This window comes from Planococcus sp. APC 3906, assembly GCF_030407685.1.
Classification (GTDB): Bacteria; Bacillota; Bacilli; order Bacillales_A; family Planococcaceae; genus Planococcus; species Planococcus koreensis.
This window is the reverse complement of sequence record NZ_JASDCW010000015.1, coordinates 14472-31946: the sequence shown is the minus strand read 5'-3', so window position 1 is coordinate 31946 and position 17475 is coordinate 14472. Positions and strand designations below refer to the sequence as shown.

General features: G+C 48.0%; 18 protein-coding genes. 2 read left to right on the top strand and 16 right to left on the bottom strand.

Annotated elements, in window-relative coordinates; all coding sequences use genetic code 11:
- Nucleotides 1–49: 49 nt before the first annotated feature.
- The 8 genes from murC to QMA09_RS10120 form a co-directional block, all read right to left on the bottom strand.
- Nucleotides 50–1363, bottom strand: coding sequence for a UDP-N-acetylmuramate--L-alanine ligase (gene murC / locus QMA09_RS10155; RefSeq protein WP_135500383.1), 1314 nt, complete (start codon nucleotides 1361–1363; stop codon nucleotides 50–52).
- Nucleotides 1364–1518: 155 nt separating this feature from the next.
- Complete coding sequence (locus tag QMA09_RS10150; RefSeq protein ID WP_290213038.1) at nucleotides 1519–4347, bottom strand: DNA translocase FtsK; 2829 nt, start codon at nucleotides 4345–4347, stop codon at nucleotides 1519–1521.
- A gap of 6 nt (nucleotides 4348–4353) precedes the next feature.
- Nucleotides 4354–4962: a YtpR family tRNA-binding protein gene (gene ytpR, locus QMA09_RS10145; protein WP_290213037.1), complete on the bottom strand. Its 609-nt coding sequence runs from the start codon at nucleotides 4960–4962 to the stop codon at nucleotides 4354–4356.
- The gene (locus QMA09_RS10140; protein WP_290213078.1) at nucleotides 4959–5774 is read right to left on the bottom strand and encodes a DUF1444 family protein; all 816 of its coding nucleotides are present in this window, start codon (nucleotides 5772–5774) and stop codon (nucleotides 4959–4961) included. The genes ytpR and QMA09_RS10140 overlap by 4 nt, the downstream gene beginning before the upstream one ends.
- A gap of 69 nt (nucleotides 5775–5843) precedes the next feature.
- Nucleotides 5844–6161, bottom strand: coding sequence for a thioredoxin family protein (locus QMA09_RS10135; protein WP_290213036.1), 318 nt, complete (start codon nucleotides 6159–6161; stop codon nucleotides 5844–5846).
- A gap of 4 nt (nucleotides 6162–6165) precedes the next feature.
- The gene (locus QMA09_RS10130) at nucleotides 6166–6687 is read right to left on the bottom strand and encodes a hypothetical protein (protein ID WP_290213035.1); all 522 of its coding nucleotides are present in this window, start codon (nucleotides 6685–6687) and stop codon (nucleotides 6166–6168) included.
- Between the two features lie 60 nt (nucleotides 6688–6747).
- Nucleotides 6748–7269 carry a DUF84 family protein gene (locus QMA09_RS10125; RefSeq protein ID WP_290213034.1) on the bottom strand — a complete coding sequence of 174 codons (522 nt, stop codon included), beginning with the start codon at nucleotides 7267–7269 and terminating at the stop codon, nucleotides 6748–6750.
- Between the two features lie 41 nt (nucleotides 7270–7310).
- Nucleotides 7311–8384, bottom strand: a complete 1074-nt coding sequence (locus tag QMA09_RS10120; RefSeq protein WP_290213033.1) for a M42 family metallopeptidase — start codon at nucleotides 8382–8384, stop codon at nucleotides 7311–7313.
- A gap of 348 nt (nucleotides 8385–8732) precedes the next feature.
- Here QMA09_RS10120 and QMA09_RS10115 point away from each other — a divergent pair, with 348 nt between their 5' ends.
- Nucleotides 8733–9047, top strand: coding sequence for a PepSY domain-containing protein (locus tag QMA09_RS10115; RefSeq protein WP_135500376.1), 315 nt, complete (start codon nucleotides 8733–8735; stop codon nucleotides 9045–9047).
- Between the two features lie 74 nt (nucleotides 9048–9121).
- Here the strand turns inward: QMA09_RS10115 and QMA09_RS10110 are convergent, their stop codons facing one another.
- The 6 genes from QMA09_RS10110 to pepV all read right to left on the bottom strand — a co-directional run bounded on the left by QMA09_RS10110 (nucleotide 9122) and on the right by pepV (nucleotide 14450).
- Nucleotides 9122–9976, bottom strand: a complete 855-nt coding sequence (locus QMA09_RS10110; RefSeq protein WP_290213032.1) for a YtnP family quorum-quenching lactonase — start codon at nucleotides 9974–9976, stop codon at nucleotides 9122–9124.
- Nucleotides 9977–9994: 18 nt separating this feature from the next.
- Entirely contained in the window at nucleotides 9995–10645 is a 651-nt protein-coding gene (trmB, locus tag QMA09_RS10105; protein ID WP_290213031.1) for a tRNA (guanosine(46)-N7)-methyltransferase TrmB, read from the bottom strand.
- Nucleotides 10642–11574, bottom strand: coding sequence for a diacylglycerol/lipid kinase family protein (locus QMA09_RS10100; RefSeq protein ID WP_290213030.1), 933 nt, complete (start codon nucleotides 11572–11574; stop codon nucleotides 10642–10644). The genes trmB and QMA09_RS10100 overlap by 4 nt, the downstream gene beginning before the upstream one ends.
- A gap of 18 nt (nucleotides 11575–11592) precedes the next feature.
- Nucleotides 11593–12138, bottom strand: a complete 546-nt coding sequence (gene thpR, locus QMA09_RS10095) for an RNA 2',3'-cyclic phosphodiesterase (RefSeq protein WP_290213029.1) — start codon at nucleotides 12136–12138, stop codon at nucleotides 11593–11595.
- A gap of 72 nt (nucleotides 12139–12210) precedes the next feature.
- Nucleotides 12211–13059 (bottom strand): D-amino-acid transaminase, encoded by an 849-nt coding sequence (dat, locus tag QMA09_RS10090; RefSeq protein ID WP_290213028.1) that lies wholly within the window; start codon nucleotides 13057–13059, stop codon nucleotides 12211–12213.
- A 17-nt stretch (nucleotides 13060–13076) separates the two neighbouring features.
- A complete protein-coding gene (gene pepV, locus QMA09_RS10085) occupies nucleotides 13077–14450 on the bottom strand; it encodes a dipeptidase PepV (RefSeq protein WP_290213027.1) in 1374 nt (457 codons plus the stop codon).
- 330 nt (nucleotides 14451–14780) lie between these two features.
- Between pepV and QMA09_RS10080 the strand changes: the two genes are divergently transcribed.
- Complete coding sequence (locus QMA09_RS10080; RefSeq protein ID WP_135500369.1) at nucleotides 14781–15002, top strand: DeoR family transcriptional regulator; 222 nt, start codon at nucleotides 14781–14783, stop codon at nucleotides 15000–15002.
- A 41-nt stretch (nucleotides 15003–15043) separates the two neighbouring features.
- Here the strand turns inward: QMA09_RS10080 and QMA09_RS10075 are convergent, their stop codons facing one another.
- Nucleotides 15044–15757: a pseudouridine synthase gene (locus QMA09_RS10075; RefSeq protein ID WP_290213026.1), complete on the bottom strand. Its 714-nt coding sequence runs from the start codon at nucleotides 15755–15757 to the stop codon at nucleotides 15044–15046.
- Nucleotides 15758–15766: 9 nt separating this feature from the next.
- The gene (locus QMA09_RS10070) at nucleotides 15767–17374 is read right to left on the bottom strand and encodes a putative polysaccharide biosynthesis protein (RefSeq protein WP_290213025.1); all 1608 of its coding nucleotides are present in this window, start codon (nucleotides 17372–17374) and stop codon (nucleotides 15767–15769) included.
- Nucleotides 17375–17475 lie beyond the last annotated feature (101 nt).

Sequence of the window (17475 nt, the reverse complement as noted above, 5' to 3'; positions counted from 1 at the left end):
ACGCTTCCGGATTTCCGGTTGCGCCTGTGGCCTTTTGCTTGAGTTGCTATTAAACCGTTTCTTCGGTTTTAATGAGGTTTTCAAAAGCTTTCTGGAATTTCGTAACGTCTCCAGCACCCATGAACAAATAAACCGCATTTTCATGCTGCAGCAATGGCGTAACATCATCAGATTGCAGGATGCGGCTCCCTTCAATCTTCTCTTCAAGATCGTGGATTGTCAGAACGCCGGCTTCTTCACGTGCAGATCCAAAAATATCGCAAAGATACACTTGGTCAGCTCCGCTTAAGCTGTCCGCAAATTCCTGAAGGAACGTTTGCGTACGTGTAAATGTATGCGGCTGAAAGATAGCCACAATTTCACGCTCAGGAAACTTCTGACGTGCGGATTGAAGCGTCGCGCGTATTTCTGTCGGGTGGTGTGCATAATCATCAATCAAAATACGCCCATCAAGTTCGGTTTGAGTGAAACGGCGTTTGACGCCTTCAAAGTCCGAAAATTGTTGCTGAATGATGTCAGCAGGAATGTTTTCATAATGGCAAAGTGAAATAACAGCCAGCGCGTTCATGATGGCGTGGTCGCCGAACATTGGAATCATGAACGTATGGAAGAATTCATTGCGGATCATGACGTCGAACGTCGTGCCTTCAGTAGTTTTCACAACGTTGCGGGCCTGGAAATCGTTTTCTTCGCCGAAACCATAATACACCACCGGAACTGGTGCCTGAATACGCTGAAGGTATTCATCGTCGCCGCAGGCAATGATGCATTTCTTGACTTGCTGCGCCATCTCTTCAAACGCATTAAACACATCGTCGATTCCCGCAAAATAATCAGGATGGTCGAAATCGATATTGGTCATGATTGCATAGTCCGGATGATAAGCCAGGAAATGGCGTCGATATTCACACGCCTCCGCAACGAAGAAATGTGAATTCTCCTTGCCGAATCCCGTGCCGTCGCCGATCAAGTAAGAAACTGGTTTAAAACCGTCAAGCACATGCGCCATCAAACCCGTCGTAGAAGTCTTGCCATGGGCACCTGTAATGGCAACTGAAACATACTGTTTCATCAAGTCTCCAAGAAACTCGTGGTAACGGATGATCGTCGCCCCAAGTTCACGCGCTTTGACAAGTTCCGGGTGGTTGTCGTTGAACGCGTTGCCAGCGATAATTGTCATATCCGCCGATATATTGTCAGCTTCAAAAGGCAGAATGGTGATGCCTCTTTCACGAAGACGGTCTTCTGTAAAGAAATACTGTTCGATATCGGAACCTTGCACTGTCTTGCCCATATCATGCATTATCTGCGCGAGCGGACTCATGCCGGATCCTTTGATGCCGGTAAAATGTAACACTGTCATAAATGAACCTCCTGTGGAAGTTGAAAAGAGTCTATAGAAATCGCCGAGCGAAATTCATAGCTAGTCAACAAAACATAATCACTCGATTATATCACTTTTAAAACATTATCGATATACCCGATATTTCCTGTCCTTAAAGAATTTTTGGGCATATCTTACTGAAAGACGTTTTCGATATCATCTTCCGTTATCAATACCGCTCGTGCCTTACTGCCATTCTGTTCGGAAATAAAGCCGTGCTGCTCGATCAAATCCATGAGCCTCGCTGCACGGTTATAGCCGATATGGAACTTGCGCTGCAGCAACGATGTCGAAGCACTGCCTTGGGACATGATGAACCGGCAAGCCTCTTCGAATAAATCATCTTGCACTCCTGACACACCGCTCCGTTTGATGAGTTCTTCTTCATTGAAGAAATACTCCGGCTCGCCTTGCGCACGGACATGGGCGATTACGTCTTCGATCTCATTGTCTGTGACGAACGTTCCTTGGATCCGCACAGGTGCAGACATGCCGTTTCCGAGATACAGCATATCCCCTCTTCCGAGCAGCCGCTCCGCTCCTTGCGAATCCAGGATGGTGCGGCTGTCCACTTGGGAGGATACGGAAAACGCGATGCGCGTCGGGATATTCGACTTGATGAGGCCAGTAATCACATCTACCGACGGACGCTGTGTCGCAATGACCAAATGGATTCCGCAAGCCCGCGCTTTTTGCGCAATGCGGCAAATGGCGTCTTCTACATCGGATGGCGACATCATCATCAAATCTGCCAGCTCATCGATGACAATCAGAATATAAGGGAGATGCTGGGCATGATTCCCTTTTTCTTTTACTAATTTATTGTAGCGGCTTAAATCGCGGACGCCGGAATGAGCGAATAATTGATAACGGCGCTCCATTTCCTCGACTGCCCATTTCAAGGAAGCTGTCGCCGCTTTGACATCGGTAATGACCGGGCTGACAAGATGCGGAATGTGGTTGTATGGCGCAAGTTCAACCATTTTCGGATCAATGAGCAGCATTTTCAGATCGCGCGGCGATGATTTATAAAGAAGGCTGACCAATATTGAATTGATGCAGACACTCTTGCCGGAACCTGTCGCGCCAGCAATCAAGCCATGCGGCATTTTGCGCAAATCCAGTGTAACCGGCTTTCCAGTCAAATCGAGTCCGAGAGCGGCTTCAAGCGGCGAATCCGATTCCTGGAACACGCGGCTTTCGATCACTTCGGATATACGGACTGCACGGGAAGTGCGGTTGGGGATCTCGATTCCGATCGAGCTTTTCCCCGGAATCGGTGCTTGGATCCGGATGTCTTTGGCTGCCAGGGCCAGTTTCAGATCGTCCGCCAGATTGCGTATTTTGCTGACTTTCACGCCTTGGGCAACGGTCACTTCAAACTGGGTCACAGCCGGCCCTTGCACGATGCTGAGAATGGATGCCTGGATCTGGAAGTGGGACAACGCTTCAATAAGGCGCTCTCCCTGCTCTTCCATCCACGCTTCATCTATCAGATCGTTTTCAGGTGCACGCAAAAAGTCGCTTCTCGGATGCTCATAGACAATTGGCTGTTCCGGTTCCGTTACTGGTTCCGGTGCCTGCTCATTAACTTTTAATCGTTCTTGTAACGGTTCTTGCTTTTTCTCAGCAAACTCAGACATCATCTGCTTTTCCACGAGTGTTTTCTGGACAGGCTCATTTGCCGGTTTTTCCTTTTCAACTGGAGCAGCGGGAACACCGGCTGCGGCCGGCTTCGTTTTTTTCAAACGATCTTTATCGGATTTCAACATCAGCACATTGAATGGCACGATTTTTTCACGCTTTTTCTCCGGTTGGCGGATTTCTTCGGCTTTAACCGCCTCTTCCAAAGCTCCATTATGTACCTTTTGCTCTAAAGTTTCGAGCTCTTCAATTTCTATTGGTTCTTCGCTTTGTTCCAATTCTATGACTTCTGCTGGTTCTTCGTTAAGCACAGGTTCTTCTATCTCTATTGGTTCTTCGCTTTGTTCCAGTTCTTTGACTTCTGCAGGTCCTTCGATATGCACTGGCTCTTCTATCTCTGCTGGTTCTTCGATTGGTTCCGGTTCTATGACTGCTGCCGGTTCTTCGATATTCATCGGTTCTTCTATCTCTGCCGGCCCTTCGATTGGTTCCGGTTCGTCGTCAAATAACAGGACAGATGCCTTTTGCTTGACCGGCGCTGGCTGTTGTCCATCAAGCTGTTGTTGTGCTGCAATATCCGCCTGTTGAGGTTCTGCCGACATTTCTTTTTCCGTGGCTGGCAGCTTCTCTTCAACGATCGTCTCTTGTTTACTTGAAGGCAATTGGTTATGGAACCCTTGCAGTTTCAGCGCTTCCTTAGCCGAAGCCAAAGAGCTCAAGTTCGGCTGTTCATTGCGCTGCTGTTCTTTTTTCTCGAGCAAATTCATGATCGGCTCGGGGCGCGACTCGTTATACCCATGGATTGGAGACGGCACCCGGCTCGGTTCAAACGGCCGTGAACTTTTGCTTTGCGGCTCGTATGCACGGGCTGCCGGGCGCTTCGTAGCTGGAATTTCCCGCGCTTTCGGCTTCGGCTGGCTGTTTTGGCTCGGTCTTGGCAAAGTTTTCGTTTCTGCCGCACGCGGAACTCTAGGAGCTGGTTTTTCGTACACACGAACTTCCCGGGGCTCACGCCGTTCCCGCGGCTCGCGCACCGGCGGGCTTTGGTATGCTTCGCCTACTTGCGGTGCCGGTGGTCCAAAACCTCTCGCTTTGTTTAAAGCAGGGCTTGATGGACGGCGTTTAGGCACGGGTTGCTCTGCTGCAGGGTCTATTTCTTTGAAACGGTCTTTTTCGTTATCTGAAATAACTGGAAAGCGGAACGGCGCCTTTTTCGGCCGCTCAGTTACGGGCTTGTCTTGTTTAAGGACGTTTTCCGCAGTTTCCTCTTCCTCGGCTTCAGTGAATAAACGATTCCATATATTTTTAACCCAACTCATAACGCGTCACGCCTTTACTTCGAATGAAGATCCGATTTCTGCATCTTCCGGCAAGACCAATATCCCTTTTTCTTCAGGAGCATCCGGCAAAGCCAGTTCTTTCGCCGAGCAGATCATCCCACTAGATGGAACACCGCGAAGTTCCGCGTCTTTGATCAGCATTCCAGAAGGCATGATTGCTCCTACCTTTGCCACAACTACTTTTTGTCCTTGTTCAACGTTTGCAGCACCGCAGACAATCTGCAATTCTTCGCTGCCGACATTGACACGGCAAATATTCAGCTTGTCCGCGTTCGGATGCTTTTCTTTCGCTTCTACAAAGCCCACGACAAATTTCGGAGACAAATCGACTTCAAGAACATAATCTATACCATTTTTAGCCAAAGCATTCTGAAGCTCTGTAACCAATGCTTCCGAAAGTTCCACTTTCTCTCCGTCAGCCAGTTCCACGTAAGTAGAGGCATTGAAAAGATTGAATCCGGCAATGTTTCCTTCGCCATTTTTGATCAGCGTAACATCGCCGAATTGTTCAGGGTGGATTTTCTCCGGTGTTTCCGTTTGCAATTGGACCAATAGGACATCGCCTATTCCGTGTTTATTGTAAAATGCATTCATTTCTTATCCTGCTCCTCGGTCGGTTTATTCTTGGCCATGATGAAAATCGGCTCAAGTTCGTCATTTTCATAGATGAACGACAATGACGTAATCGGCACTTTGCCGTTAGTGAAAAAGTGCATCGCCATTTGCGCCAATACATCGTATCCGGTCTCGTTGCGGATATCGCCGATGATCAGCACATCCTGATGCGGCACAGATACAGTCATGTCGCCTGTGATTTTCGTTTTCATGTCTTTTAGGAAGTTTTCATTCAGCAGACGGGAAGCATCGTACCCATCATTTTCGTTCAAAAAGTAAAATACATTGCCTGCGACGCGGTCTTCTTTTACAGCGGTTTTCAGTTTTTTCACTTGGAACCGTGCAATTTCTTTGACCTGCTCTTCACTCAGACTTAATGAATTTAACATATTTTCGTCAATTAAGCGATAGGTAGTGCCAGCATCCAACGCATAAAAAACCCGTGTTTCAGCTGTATGGTCCGAAGTGATGAAGCGATGGCCTTCCTTTGATTCCAATGGGAATGACGTCGAGCGGACGACTGGATAGATGTGCTCCGACGATTCCAATTCGCCTTTCGCCTCTTTTTCCATCGCACCGAAAGTTTCCAGGATGGTATAGACGATTTCATCCAACGCGCTCTCCCCTTTTGCTTCATAACGGTTTAATGCCTGCGGCAAGGAAAGCGTCATGCCATTGCCTAAGGTTTTATGCCGGATGTCCAACACATCTTTTTCGCGGTCAAAATGCCAGATCAATTCTGGATTCGTCATTCGCTGTTTCAATATATTTACTAATTCGGATGATTTCATCATGTCGGTTCCTCCTCAAAAATAAACGGCTCAGCCACAGGATGGCGAACCGTCATTTTTTTATATTTCTCATCTACCGAGAGCGGCCAGGAAATTTTCGATTTCCTCTTTGGTTTTACGGTCCTTGCTGACAAAACGGCCAGCTTCAGTGCCATTCGTATAAGCCAGGAAGCTCGGAATTCCATAAATGTTCTTTTCAATGCACAAATCGATAAATTCATCCCGGTCCACGGATACGAAAGTGAATTCCGTGTGAGCTTCTTCAATTTCAGGCAGTATTGGTTCAATGACACGGCAATCCGGGCACCAGTCGGCCGTAAACATAAAGACGACCGGTTCGCTTTCCGCCAGTTCATTGAATTGCTCAATAGAAGTTAACGTTCTCATTCAGTCATTCTCCCTTCTCGTTATCGATGGAACGTACAGTTTGCATCATCCAGTCCATATTTCCCTCAATTTTGCCTGCTTCCGATACGGCTGTCAATTTGGCGCCGCCAGCGCTGGCCACCACTTCAAACCGGTCGTCCGCGATTTTTCGTACAGCGGCAAAACCGAATCGTCCATTTTCCTCGAAAGTTTCATCTGCCGCCCATTCCTGCTGCGGCTCGGATTTTAAAAGGTCATAGAATAATGTGCTGTCGCCCGCCTCGTTCGGGTTGGCGGTCAGCATATACGAATCGCTGCCTTTTGTGATATTGATGCTGCGTTCATCAGACGGCTCTTCCACCGTGTAGCCTCCCGGCAGATAGAACGCTGTGCCGTCGGAAGATTCGTTAGCTTCCCGCGGTTCTGCAGAAAATGCCTTATGGGCATTCTCCAAGGCGCCCGCAATCTTTTCTTCCGGAGTTGCTGTACAGCCAGCCAACCCAATGGCCGCTGCTGTGAATAAAACCAATAACCCTTTACGAGGCACGCCTATTCCTCCCTAACTTTGCTTGTTCTTATTTTAAAGATGTTTCTTTGCACATGCAACTTAATCGCTGCAGCGGACGTATTGTCCTAGCAGCAATTTAACAATATGGCTGAACATTTCATCCCGGTTGACCAAGCCTGCAGTCAACACGCCGACAGCTCCTTTGTGATGCCTCACACCGATTTCATTGGCATAAGCGTCCATCACCGGACCAAGCTCGCCGCCCGCCCGCAGTTTTTCTGCAATTTCTTCAGGAAGCGGCAGTTGGGCTCCTGCGGCTGTATAAATTTTGCCGTCATTCGTTGCGAGCGCCCCCCAATTGCATAAATACATTTCGCCTTCAAGTTCATAGACGCCGCCCTCCAAGCCGATTGCAATGTCCACGGACTCAGCTGAAAGTGTTTTAGCGCGGTTTATTGCACCTAGGCGTGTCTCTTCCAGTGACCTCGGCTGCTCGGATACCCCTGAAGCCGCTTCCGCTGACGTCAGGTCAAACGCATAGCCAAGAACCTCCATCGCGTCAGCGACCGCGTTGATCTTGGACGGATTTTTAGATGCGATGCCAGCCTGGATTTTCTTCATGTTCTTCACCCTTTCAAAAAAAAGAGCCCGAAGGCCCTCTTTTAGCTGTTTTGTTTAATTGTTTCCAAAGTCGTTTTATCTGCAGATCTGACAAGCTTTGTCAGCAATTCTTTTGCTGCCGCGTAATCATCGGTGTGGATGATCGATGCGGACGTATGGATATAGCGTGAGCAGATGCCGATGACGGAACTCGGGATCCCTTCGTTTGCTGTATGGACTTTGCCTGCGTCCGTGCCCCCTTGGGAAATGAAGTATTGATAAGGGATGTTATTCGACTCGGCTGTATCCAAGATGAATTCGCGCATGCCGCGGTGCGTCACCATGCTTTTATCGAAAATACGCAAGAGCGTCCCTTTGCCCAATTGGCCGAATTCGGTTTTATTGCCGGTTGCGTCATTCGCCGGGCTTGCGTCAAGCGCAAAAAACAGATCTGGCTGTATCAAGTTTGCCGCTGTCTGTGCGCCGCGAAGTCCCACTTCTTCCATTACAGTTGCGCCGGAGAACAATTGGTTCGGCAATTTTTCGTCTTTCAATTCTTTTAACAACTCAATTGCCAGGCCGCAGCCGTAGCGATTATCCCACGCTTTCGCCATGATTTTCTTGCTGTTCGCCATTTCCGTGAACGGGCTGAACGGCACAACCTGTTGGCCTGGGCGGATGCCCATTGCGAGTGCGTCCGCTTTGTCATCAGCACCGATATCAATCAGCATATTCTTAATGTCCATCGGCTTGCTGCGCAATTCTTCACTCAATAAATGAGGCGGGATCGATCCGACCACACCTGGAATCACTCGATCTCCTGCGATAATCTCAACACGCATTGCCAGCATAACTTGGTTCCACCAACCGCCAAGCGGCTGGAAACGCAGCATGCCGTTTTCTGTAATTTGGGATACCATAAAACCGACTTCATCCATATGCCCCGCTACCATAATGCGCGGGCCAGCTTCGTCGCCATCTTTCACGCCGAAAACGCTGCCCAAATTATCCTGGATCAATCGATCAGAATACTTTTCAAGTTCTTGGCGCATGAATTTACGGACTGCATGCTCATTGCCCGGTGCTCCTGGCAACTCGGTCAAGGTCTTGAATAATTCTCTCGTTTCACTGTTCATATGTATAACTCCTCCTAAAATGCATTGCTTCCCTTTAGTGTAGAGCTTTTTTCAGATTATTTCCAGTTTTATATTTCGACATACGAAAGATGAACGAAGCTATTCTCTGTGAAGTAGAAACTCCTAATTTTTTTCTTATCAAGTACTTATCCAGCGTAGGCGCGTCAAGGGGCTAGGCGTAGCAGAAAGACAGGCGTTCTCTTTGCCTGACTTTTTGCGGGAGCCATGCCCAAAGCGTCCGAAGCGGTGTTCAATAGATTTCTTTTTTAGTTTTACCTTTAAAGCTTATATTTTTCCCTGTACATCATTTATGGTACAATTTGTCCAGAAAGCTTAGGAGGGATTTTAGTGAAAAATCGTGATTTATTAATCGGATTTGCAACAGGTGTGGCAGCGACTTATATTGTCAAAGAAGTGTATGACCGCAAGGAGAAGCTTTATCCCGCAGATGATGTCCTGAAAAGTGTCAAAGAAGCTTTTAAAGAAGAAGGCCCGATTGACGGTTCGTGGATCTATATGAAGACAGAGCCGTATAAACAGCACGCAATTGAAACAGAAGTTTATAAAGGCGGCATCACTCGCCACCGCGACGATGAATTGGAGCAATTCGAATTCATGGCAGATGCCTATTCAGGCGCTATCGTCGAAGTGAATAAAGTTTAATCACAAAAAGAAAGAATGCCGCGCGAATTTGCGCGGCATTCTTTCTTTTTGTTTTGCATATAGTGAAGTGATTTTTAGAATTGTTTTTCTTTGTATTGGACGGATTCAACAATTTCTTTGCCGTCTTCGCTCCATTTGAGGATGCGGTAATAGGCATCGTGGTAAAACGTGAAATAATAGCCATTCGCCAAAGCTTCTTTCATCAGCTTTTCTTTGGCATAGATGGAATCCATCGGGTAATCGTCAAAAGCGAGCACCCACAGCGGGTTTTGGTGGGAATGCGTTGGCATGATGTCGCCCATATGCAAGATCGTTTCGCCGCCGCTTTCCAATTTAATGACGCTGTGGCCGTTCGAATGGCCGCCCGTGTGGATCATCGTAATGCCTTCCACTGGGCTTGCCTGCTTATCGAAGGTTTCTACTTGGCCTGCAACCGGCTCCCAGTTCTCTTTCCAATACGTGTTGCGCGAGCGGATATTCGGATGCTGCATTTCTTCCCACTCAACAGCAGATACGTAAATTTTTGCGTTCGGAAAAACGGAAACGTAGCCATCGCCTTGCGGTTTCGTCAAACCGGCTGCGTGGTCGCCGTGCAGATGTGTCATAAGAACCAAATCAATGTCTGCTGCAGACAAGCCAAACTCCGCCAAATTCTCTTCGACGCGCGATTCCGATGACACCCCGAGGTTGCGTTTTTGGCGATCGGTCAATTTACCGTCGCCAAGCCCGCTGTCGATGATGATGTTGTGGCCATTGTATTGCACCAATATCGGGTGCGTCGGCAATTCAATCTGGTTTTGTTCGTTGGCAGGATAACGCTTTGACCAGATCACTTTCGGCACTACGCCGAACATTGTGCCTCCGTCCAGCCAAGTCGTTCCCCCATCCAGCCAAGTCAATGCCATGTCGTGAAATTGAAATTTATCCACCCTGAATCCCCCTTATGCTTAATTCGTTTGGTATTGCGCTTCAAGCCGGTAAATCGGCTGTCCTTTTTTCGAGAATTTTTCTTCGTACTCTGTCATGATGTTCCATTCCGGATCGCCGGCGTGCAAATCCAATGACACGTATTTCAACAGCATGCCGTATTCCGAAACGCTGGTCAGCGAATATTCGAACAGGCCGCGGTTGTCTGTTTTGAAATGGATTTCGCCGTTTTCCGGCAGCACAGATTCATATAATTTCAAGAAAGTATCGTGTGTCAATCGGCGTTTGGCATGGCGTTTTTTCGGCCACGGATCTGAGAAATTCAAATACAAGCGGTCCACTTCACCCTTTTCAAAAAACTCGGTTAAGTCTTTGGCGTTGACGCGCAGCAATCTTAAATTCGGAATGCCGCCTTCTTCTTCCAAAATCGTTTCAAGCGCGCTGACGATGACGCTGTCGAACAATTCGATGCCAATGTAATTAATTGACGGATTCTGCTTCGCCATGCCGATGATGAAACGGCCTTTGCCAGTCCCTGCTTCGATATGAAGCGGGTTGTTGTTGCCGAATACTTCGTGCCATTTGCCTTTTTGCTGTTCCGGATTCGGAATCAGGATTTCTGGATGGGCTTTCATCAAATCTGCAGCCCATGGTTTAAAACGTGTTCTCATAATACATCCTCTTTCTTTCCATTATTTATCGCATTCCATCGGCTCTTGCTGATGCCGTAATGGATTGGCTCATTTTTAGGGCTTTTGCCGGCATAATCGCCGTCGATGTGGCGATATACTTGCCGATCTGTTGTCAAGCGGAATTGGCTTCCACTGAGCTGAATCACTTCTTTGAACCTCGTATGGGTTCCAGTAAAAACCGTACCAAACACCAGCAGCAGTTTCAAGCGTGATATGCCGCTGACGATGGTCAATTCCAGCAAGCCGTCACCGGTTTTCGAGTCCGGTGAAATTTTCATGCCGCCTCCGAAATAAGGCTGGTTGCTGACAGTTGCCAGCCAAACGTCTTTAAACTGTTGATTATTGCCGTCCGTTTCCACGGCCAAATCAAATTTCTTAAAGCGGAATAATGTGCGGATGACGTAAAGCAAGTAGACCAGTTTTCCGGCTCCGACCTTATTGAGCCCTTTTTTTGCTAGCGAGCGATTGACCAGTGCCGATATTTCAGCGTCAAAACCGATGCCTGAGCTGCTCACGAAACGGAATAGTTCAGAATCGATGAATTCCCCCAAGTCTTGCTCAAGGCTCGCTGGCTCCTGCAAAAACAGCTCAACCGCCTCAGCATCCTTAAATGAATAAAATCCCCGACTGAAATCGTTGCCTGAACCGGCAGCGACCGAACCTACGATCAAATTGGGCGCACCCGCAGCGCCCGCAACGATTTCACGCATCGTGCCGTCGCCGCCGAAGCCGATGACCAGCACCGGTTCATCGGCTTCACGGAGCCGCGCAGCCGCTTCTTCCGCATGTCCCGCATATTGCGTCATAACCAATTCATGGGGAAACGCCGCGGTGTTTTTGAATTTATTCCATTTTTTTGCTGCATTGCCGTTGCCGGCTGCCGGGTTGACGATAATGATTGTTTTCATATGACCCCTCTTTTGGCGTCAGACGCCTTCCTGCAATCGGTAAGTTGCTTGCGGCACATATTTGCGCATATTCTGCGGTTCAATGCGGAACAATGAAAATTCCTCGACGCGAAATGAAATGCTTGGCATCTTGAACACCGGTGCTTCTTCCATCTCGCTGCCGCCTGCCCATTTGGCAGCCAGTGTGATGTGCGGCACAAAAGGCTTCTGGTCCGATGACAAATTGAATTTTTGCGTGATTTCTCTGACCTTTTCCTGCAGTTCCATCAGCGGAGCGCTGTCCGCAATTGCAGCGTAGATGATGCGCGGCGTCTGCGGGTTGCCGAAGGTCTTGACGCCATTTATCGCCAAATCAAAAGGCGCTTGCGAGATTTCCTCCAGCGCTTGAGCCGCTTCCTGCAGCTGAGTTTCTTCTGCACTGCCGATGAACAGCAGCGTTATATGCATATCCTGCGGCCGCGTATATTTTTTATGGCTTTGCAGGTTCCATTGCCCGCGCGCCTCTGCCAACTCTTTTGCAGCCGCTTCCGGAATATTGATGCCGATAAAATAATGTGTTTGCATAATCATCACCTTTACCAAGTTTACCACTTGCGCGTCTACAAAAAAATAGTGATCGGCTTTCGCCGACCACTTTTACATTTTAACTGCCAGTTTCAAGTTCGCTTCAAATGCTTGCTGAAGCTTTTTCGTCAACTCGCCTGGAATGCCTTGCCCTATCGGGTTGCCGTCGATTTCGGTGATCGGCATGATTTCAGCAGTTGTCGAAGACATGAAGAATTCATCCATTTCCAAAGCCTGGGCTTTGGTGAATGCCATTTCCTGCACTTCGATGCCGAGATTTTGGCTGAGCTGTAAGATCACTCTTCTCGTAATGCCATTAAGGATTAAATTTGTAGCCGGATGCGTATAAATAATGCCGTCTTTCACGCCGTACATATTCGAGGAAGAACCTTCAGTAACGACTTCGCCTCGATGCAGAATGGCTTCAAAACTGCCTTTTTCATGTGCTTCCTGTTTCGCCATGACATTGCCGAGCAAGTTCAAGCTCTTGATGTCGCAGCGCAGCCAGCGGACATCTTCGATGAACGCGCCTTTTGCACCGTTTCGCATCAACTCAAGCGGACGTTCCACCGTTTTCGTATACGCGACCACCACCGGCGAAGTCGACTCCGGGAAATGATGCTGGCGGAGTGCATGTCCACGGGTGATCTGGACATAAACCTGACCGTTGTTGATTTCGTTCATTTCCACCAAATCGTACAGCATTTTGTGGAAAACGTCTTTCGTATAAGGGATGACGATCTTGATTTTTTCCGCGCTTTCGTAAAAACGGTCAATATGCTCTTCCGCAGTAAACAAATTGCCTTCGTATACGCGGACGACTTCATAAATGCCGTCTCCGAATTGATAGCCTCGGTCTTCTTTTGAAATGTTCAGTTCTTCCTCGCGAATAAATTCTTCATTGTGTAAAATCCAATCCATACAGCATCCCTCTTTCATTATTGTTTGCAAGCCAATTGATAAATCGCTTCAGCGTAAATTGCAACGGCCTTCAGCAGATTTTCGATATCCACAAATTCATCCGCCTGGTGGGCGACGTCCTTCTCACCAGGAAACAGCATTCCGAATGCCACCCCTTTATCAAGGACGCGCGCGTAAGTTCCCCCGCCGATGGCAAGCAAATCCGCTTTGTCGCCGGTCTGCTTTTCATAGGCCGTCTGCAATGTCTTGATGAACGGGTCCGCCGCGTCGACGTGGTGCGGTGGGGAGTTTGAATCAACCGTGAGCTCAAAGCCTTCCGGCATGTCGATGCCGATCCGTTCTTCAAACGGGAAAGAGATCGAATAACGCATGCTTACCTCGATTGCCGCTTTCTTGCCATGTTCATAACGGATGACGCCAGCGTTCAGCGTTGTATCGCCGGACACCTCATCCTTGAAATCGAGCCCAAGCTTTCGGCCCCGTGAATCGTTGTAAAAATGATCCGCCAGAAAAGCGGTAAACCTCCCGCCGTCGCCTGCAAGCCGTTCTTTCAAAAACAGCGCCAGCAAGATTCCAGCATTGACGCCATCTTCCGGCTCCATGGCATGGGCCGATTTGCCGTGCACCGTTAATTTCACTCCATCATCAATGGCTTCCGCAGCTCCTGCCACACCATGCTGCGCCAGGAACGCTTCGAACGGCGGCTGCCAGTCGGCGAGTGCTCCTGTAACAACGGCTTCCGCCAAATCCGGCACCATATTGGTCCGGTTGCCGGCAGCGAAACTTTGCAGCGCGTCCGCCGATTGCCAAGAAGACATCGTCAGCGCGACCGACGCAATCCCTTTTTCCGCATTGATGATCGGGAAATCGGCATCCGGCGCAAAGCCGATCGTCGGCATTTCTTCTGTTTCGAAATAACGGTCGACACAGCGGAAGCCGCTTTCTTCATCTGTACCGATAATCAGGCGCACGCGCTTTGTAAATTCAAAGCCGGCGTCTTTCACCATATTCAACGCAGCCCAAGCTGCGATTGTCGGCCCTTTGTCATCAATCGCTCCACGTCCGTAGAGTTTGCCGTTTTCCACCATGCCGCCGAACGGATCTTTCGTCCAGCCGGCCCCAGCAGGCACGACATCAACATGGCCGAGAATTCCCAGAAGCTCTTCGCCATTACCGGTTTCGATATGGCCAGCCACGTCCGCGACGTTTTTCACTTTATACCCCCGCGCGGCTCCTTGATCCAGAAACCAATCGAGCGCCCGTTTGACGTCTTTGCCGAACGGCGCACCCTCTTCCGCTTCATCGTTCAACACACTCGGAATTGAAATGAGTTCCTGCAAATCCTTGATGATGCTGTCTTTGCGCTTTTCCGCCTCTAGTTGCCAATCCATAAACCACACTCCTGTATCAAACTCGTTTGCCTTTTTATTTGTCCGTTAATTAAAGCTATTGTACACCTTTTACGAATAAATAAAAGAACTTCGGGCTAATTTGTCAGAAAATGCTTTGTAACAATTGTTGAACTTATGTTAAGTAAAAGGGAAAATCGTAGATATCTTATTGGTAATTAGCTATAATTAAATTGTCAGACAAATACATCTGGCATAATTTTTAAGAAAAGGGGATGTCGTTGGCATTAATTTCAAATCAGCTGGGGTTCGCCCGGCGCTTCGTCCGCTTGTCTTTGCCAAATGGAAAAAAGATGAAGGAGTGGTCTCTCTTTGAAACCAACTACTGATCGCATGTTAATTCGCATCAAAGATATGTATAAGTACATCCGTGATAACGGAACTGTAACTACGCAAGATCTTGTCGATGAATTCGGCATCACTCCTCGCACCATTCAAAGAGATTTGAATGTGTTAGCCTTTAACGACTTGGTGGAAAGCCCAATTCGAGGCAAATGGACTACGACGCAAAAAAAAGTCAAAATGACATCCTAGAAAAATCTTGAAAACAAAGAAAATGACCGCAGCTTATGCGGTCATTTTCTTGTTTTCAAAGAGTCGAGCTCTTCTTCAGTTAAGTGTCTGTATTCACCAAGATTTAATGACGGATCCAGTTCGAGCGCCCCCATCGACAGCCGTTTCAAGTAAACGACTTCTTTGCCGACACTTTGGAACATGCGCTTGACCTGATGGAACTTCCCTTCCGTGATCGTCAATTCGATTTCCGACTGTGCACCGCTTTTGAGGATTTCAAGCTGCGCCGGTTTTGTTGTGTAGCCGTCATCGAGCATGACGCCGCGCTTGAATGCTTCGCCGTCCTCTTCCGTCACCACGCCATCGATTCTCGCGAAATAGCGTTTATCGACGTGTTTTTTCGGAGACAGCAATTCGTGCGCCAGCTTGCCGTCATTTGTCAGCAGCAGCAAGCCTTCTGTATCCTTGTCGAGCCGGCCGACCGGAAACGGTTCATAATTCTGTTCATCCGGCCCCAGCAAATCGATGACCGTTTCATCGTATTTGTCCTCGGTCGCCGAAATGACGCCCGGGGGTTTATTCATCAGCAGGTAGATGAATTCGCTGTATTCCACCTTTTCGCCCTCTACCGAAACTTCGTCTTTTGTTTCATCAACGTGGACCTTTGGATCTCTGACGGTTTCGCCGTTCACTTCCACCGCTTTCGACTTCAATAAAATCTTCACTTCTTTGCGTGAGCCAAAGCCCATATTCGACAAAAATTTATCTATGCGCATGGGGGCCTCCTAGAAACCGAATTTCTTCGTGTATTTCGTCAAGCGTTCACCAAGCAGTTTCTGCGCAATCCCGGTTTTCAAACCAAGGAAGCCATAAACCGCTCCGCCGACTGCACCGACAATCAAAATGCGGGCAACCGAATGCAATTTCGTGTCCATGCCAAGGAACAGATCGAGTACAGCAAGCGTGCCGTAGACAGCTGCTGCCATCGCTGCGCTCATTAACGAGATGAGGAACAGCCGGCGCAGCACCATATTCGATTGGTAATTCAACGTCACTTTGATGACCACAAGGTTCATGCCGATTGCGACAACATAGCCGATAATCGTCGCAGCAATTGCGCCATCTGTTTCAAAAAGCTTGATCAACGGAATGTTCAATGCCAATTTCAACAGCAAACCGGTCAATAAATTCAAGATGATCCATTTTTGCTGGTTGATCCCTTGCAGAATCGACGCCGTTACCGGGAACAAAGCGAAAAGAATCGCAACCGGCAAGTAATGGGCTAGGATTTCTGAACCTGCATCGCTTACTTCATAGAAAATGTGGTAAAGTTCATCCGATAATAATGTCATGCCGACAACCGCTGGCAATGTCAGGAACAATAAAATCTGGAATGCCTGATCGAGCGTGCGGTTGACGGATTGGTGCTGGTTTGTCGTAAAGTATTTTGTGATCAATGGAATCAATGCCATGGAAAATCCGGTAGCAAGCATCACCGGGATCATCACCAGTTTATGGGTTGTAAAGTTCAGCATGCTCAAGTAAATGCTTGAATTGGCAGCCCCTTCAGTAGACCCCATTGCATTGTTGAACGTCAGCATGTCAACGAATTGGAACAATGGATTGGCAATTCCAAGAAACACGACAGGCACTGCATAAATCGCAATTTCTTTGTACATGTCACGCAAACTGACGTCATAAGACTCAACAGAGTTTTTACGAAGTTCATCGTATTCCGGCTTGCGCTTTTTCCAGTAATAGAACAATACCAGAACTCCGCCTAGTGCGCCGATGAACGCCGACAATACGGCAAACTGCACAGCCGTTTTCTCTGTGCCGCCAAAAACGTTCAATACGAGGTAAGCCCCCGCTAATAAGAAGACGATGCGTACAATTTGCTCAATCAGCTGGGACACGGCTGTCGGCATCATGAAGTTATAGCCCTGGAAGAATCCGCGGAACAAACTCATGAACGGTACGACGATCAACGCGAAACTCACCCATTGAATCACTTCTTTGATATCTTGCACGGAATGGATTTTTTCTTTTTCATCTATTGTAATTTCCGCCAGCGGTCCTGCGAAAAAGTAGAGCGCGAGGAATGACACGAAACCAGTGATCATCATCGTCAGCAAGCCGGATTTCAAAAGCCTGCGGCCGGTTTCATAATCACCCAGCGAATTGTATTTTGCGACGAATTTCGAAAATGCGATCGGCGCTCCGGAAATCGCCAGCGACAGCATTAAATTATATGGTATGTATGCGTACTGGTAGAGGCCGATGTTCTCTTCCCCGACCATGCTGTAAAACGGGATGACGTAAATGATGCCAAGGACTTTGGATATGAATAAACCTAAAGTTAAAATGGCGGTTCCTTTGATTAATGTTGACATTTTGCACTTCCTGACTTGAGATGATAAAAAAACAATCTACACGATAGTTTACACCTATAAACTAAATTACTCAACGAGTTTTGCCGCATCGTGTATACTTG

Excerpts from the sequence above, each read along its gene's own strand:
- QMA09_RS10075 (WP_290213026.1), bottom strand. The coding sequence starts at position 15,757 with ATGCGCATAGATAAATTTTTGTCGAATATGGGCTTTGGCTCACGCAAA.
- QMA09_RS10125 (WP_290213034.1), bottom strand. The coding sequence starts at position 7,269 with ATGAAGAAAATCCAGGCTGGCATCGCATCTAAAAATCCGTCCAAGATC.
- QMA09_RS10135 (WP_290213036.1), bottom strand. The coding sequence starts at position 6,161 with ATGAGAACGTTAACTTCTATTGAGCAATTCAATGAACTGGCGGAAAGC.
- QMA09_RS10100 (WP_290213030.1), bottom strand. The coding sequence starts at position 11,574 with ATGAAAACAATCATTATCGTCAACCCGGCAGCCGGCAACGGCAATGCA.
- pepV (WP_290213027.1), bottom strand. The coding sequence starts at position 14,450 with ATGGATTGGCAACTAGAGGCGGAAAAGCGCAAAGACAGCATCATCAAG.
- dat (WP_290213028.1), bottom strand. The coding sequence starts at position 13,059 with ATGGATTGGATTTTACACAATGAAGAATTTATTCGCGAGGAAGAACTG.
- QMA09_RS10070 (WP_290213025.1), bottom strand. The coding sequence starts at position 17,374 with ATGTCAACATTAATCAAAGGAACCGCCATTTTAACTTTAGGTTTATTC.
- murC (WP_135500383.1), bottom strand. The coding sequence starts at position 1,363 with ATGACAGTGTTACATTTTACCGGCATCAAAGGATCCGGCATGAGTCCG.
- QMA09_RS10140 (WP_290213078.1), bottom strand. The coding sequence starts at position 5,774 with ATGAAATCATCCGAATTAGTAAATATATTGAAACAGCGAATGACGAAT.
- thpR (WP_290213029.1), bottom strand. The coding sequence starts at position 12,138 with ATGCAAACACATTATTTTATCGGCATCAATATTCCGGAAGCGGCTGCA.
- ytpR (WP_290213037.1), bottom strand. The coding sequence starts at position 4,962 with ATGAATGCATTTTACAATAAACACGGAATAGGCGATGTCCTATTGGTC.
- trmB (WP_290213031.1), bottom strand. The coding sequence starts at position 10,645 with ATGAGAACACGTTTTAAACCATGGGCTGCAGATTTGATGAAAGCCCAT.
- QMA09_RS10150 (WP_290213038.1), bottom strand. The coding sequence starts at position 4,347 with ATGAGTTGGGTTAAAAATATATGGAATCGTTTATTCACTGAAGCCGAG.
- QMA09_RS10120 (WP_290213033.1), bottom strand. The coding sequence starts at position 8,384 with ATGAACAGTGAAACGAGAGAATTATTCAAGACCTTGACCGAGTTGCCA.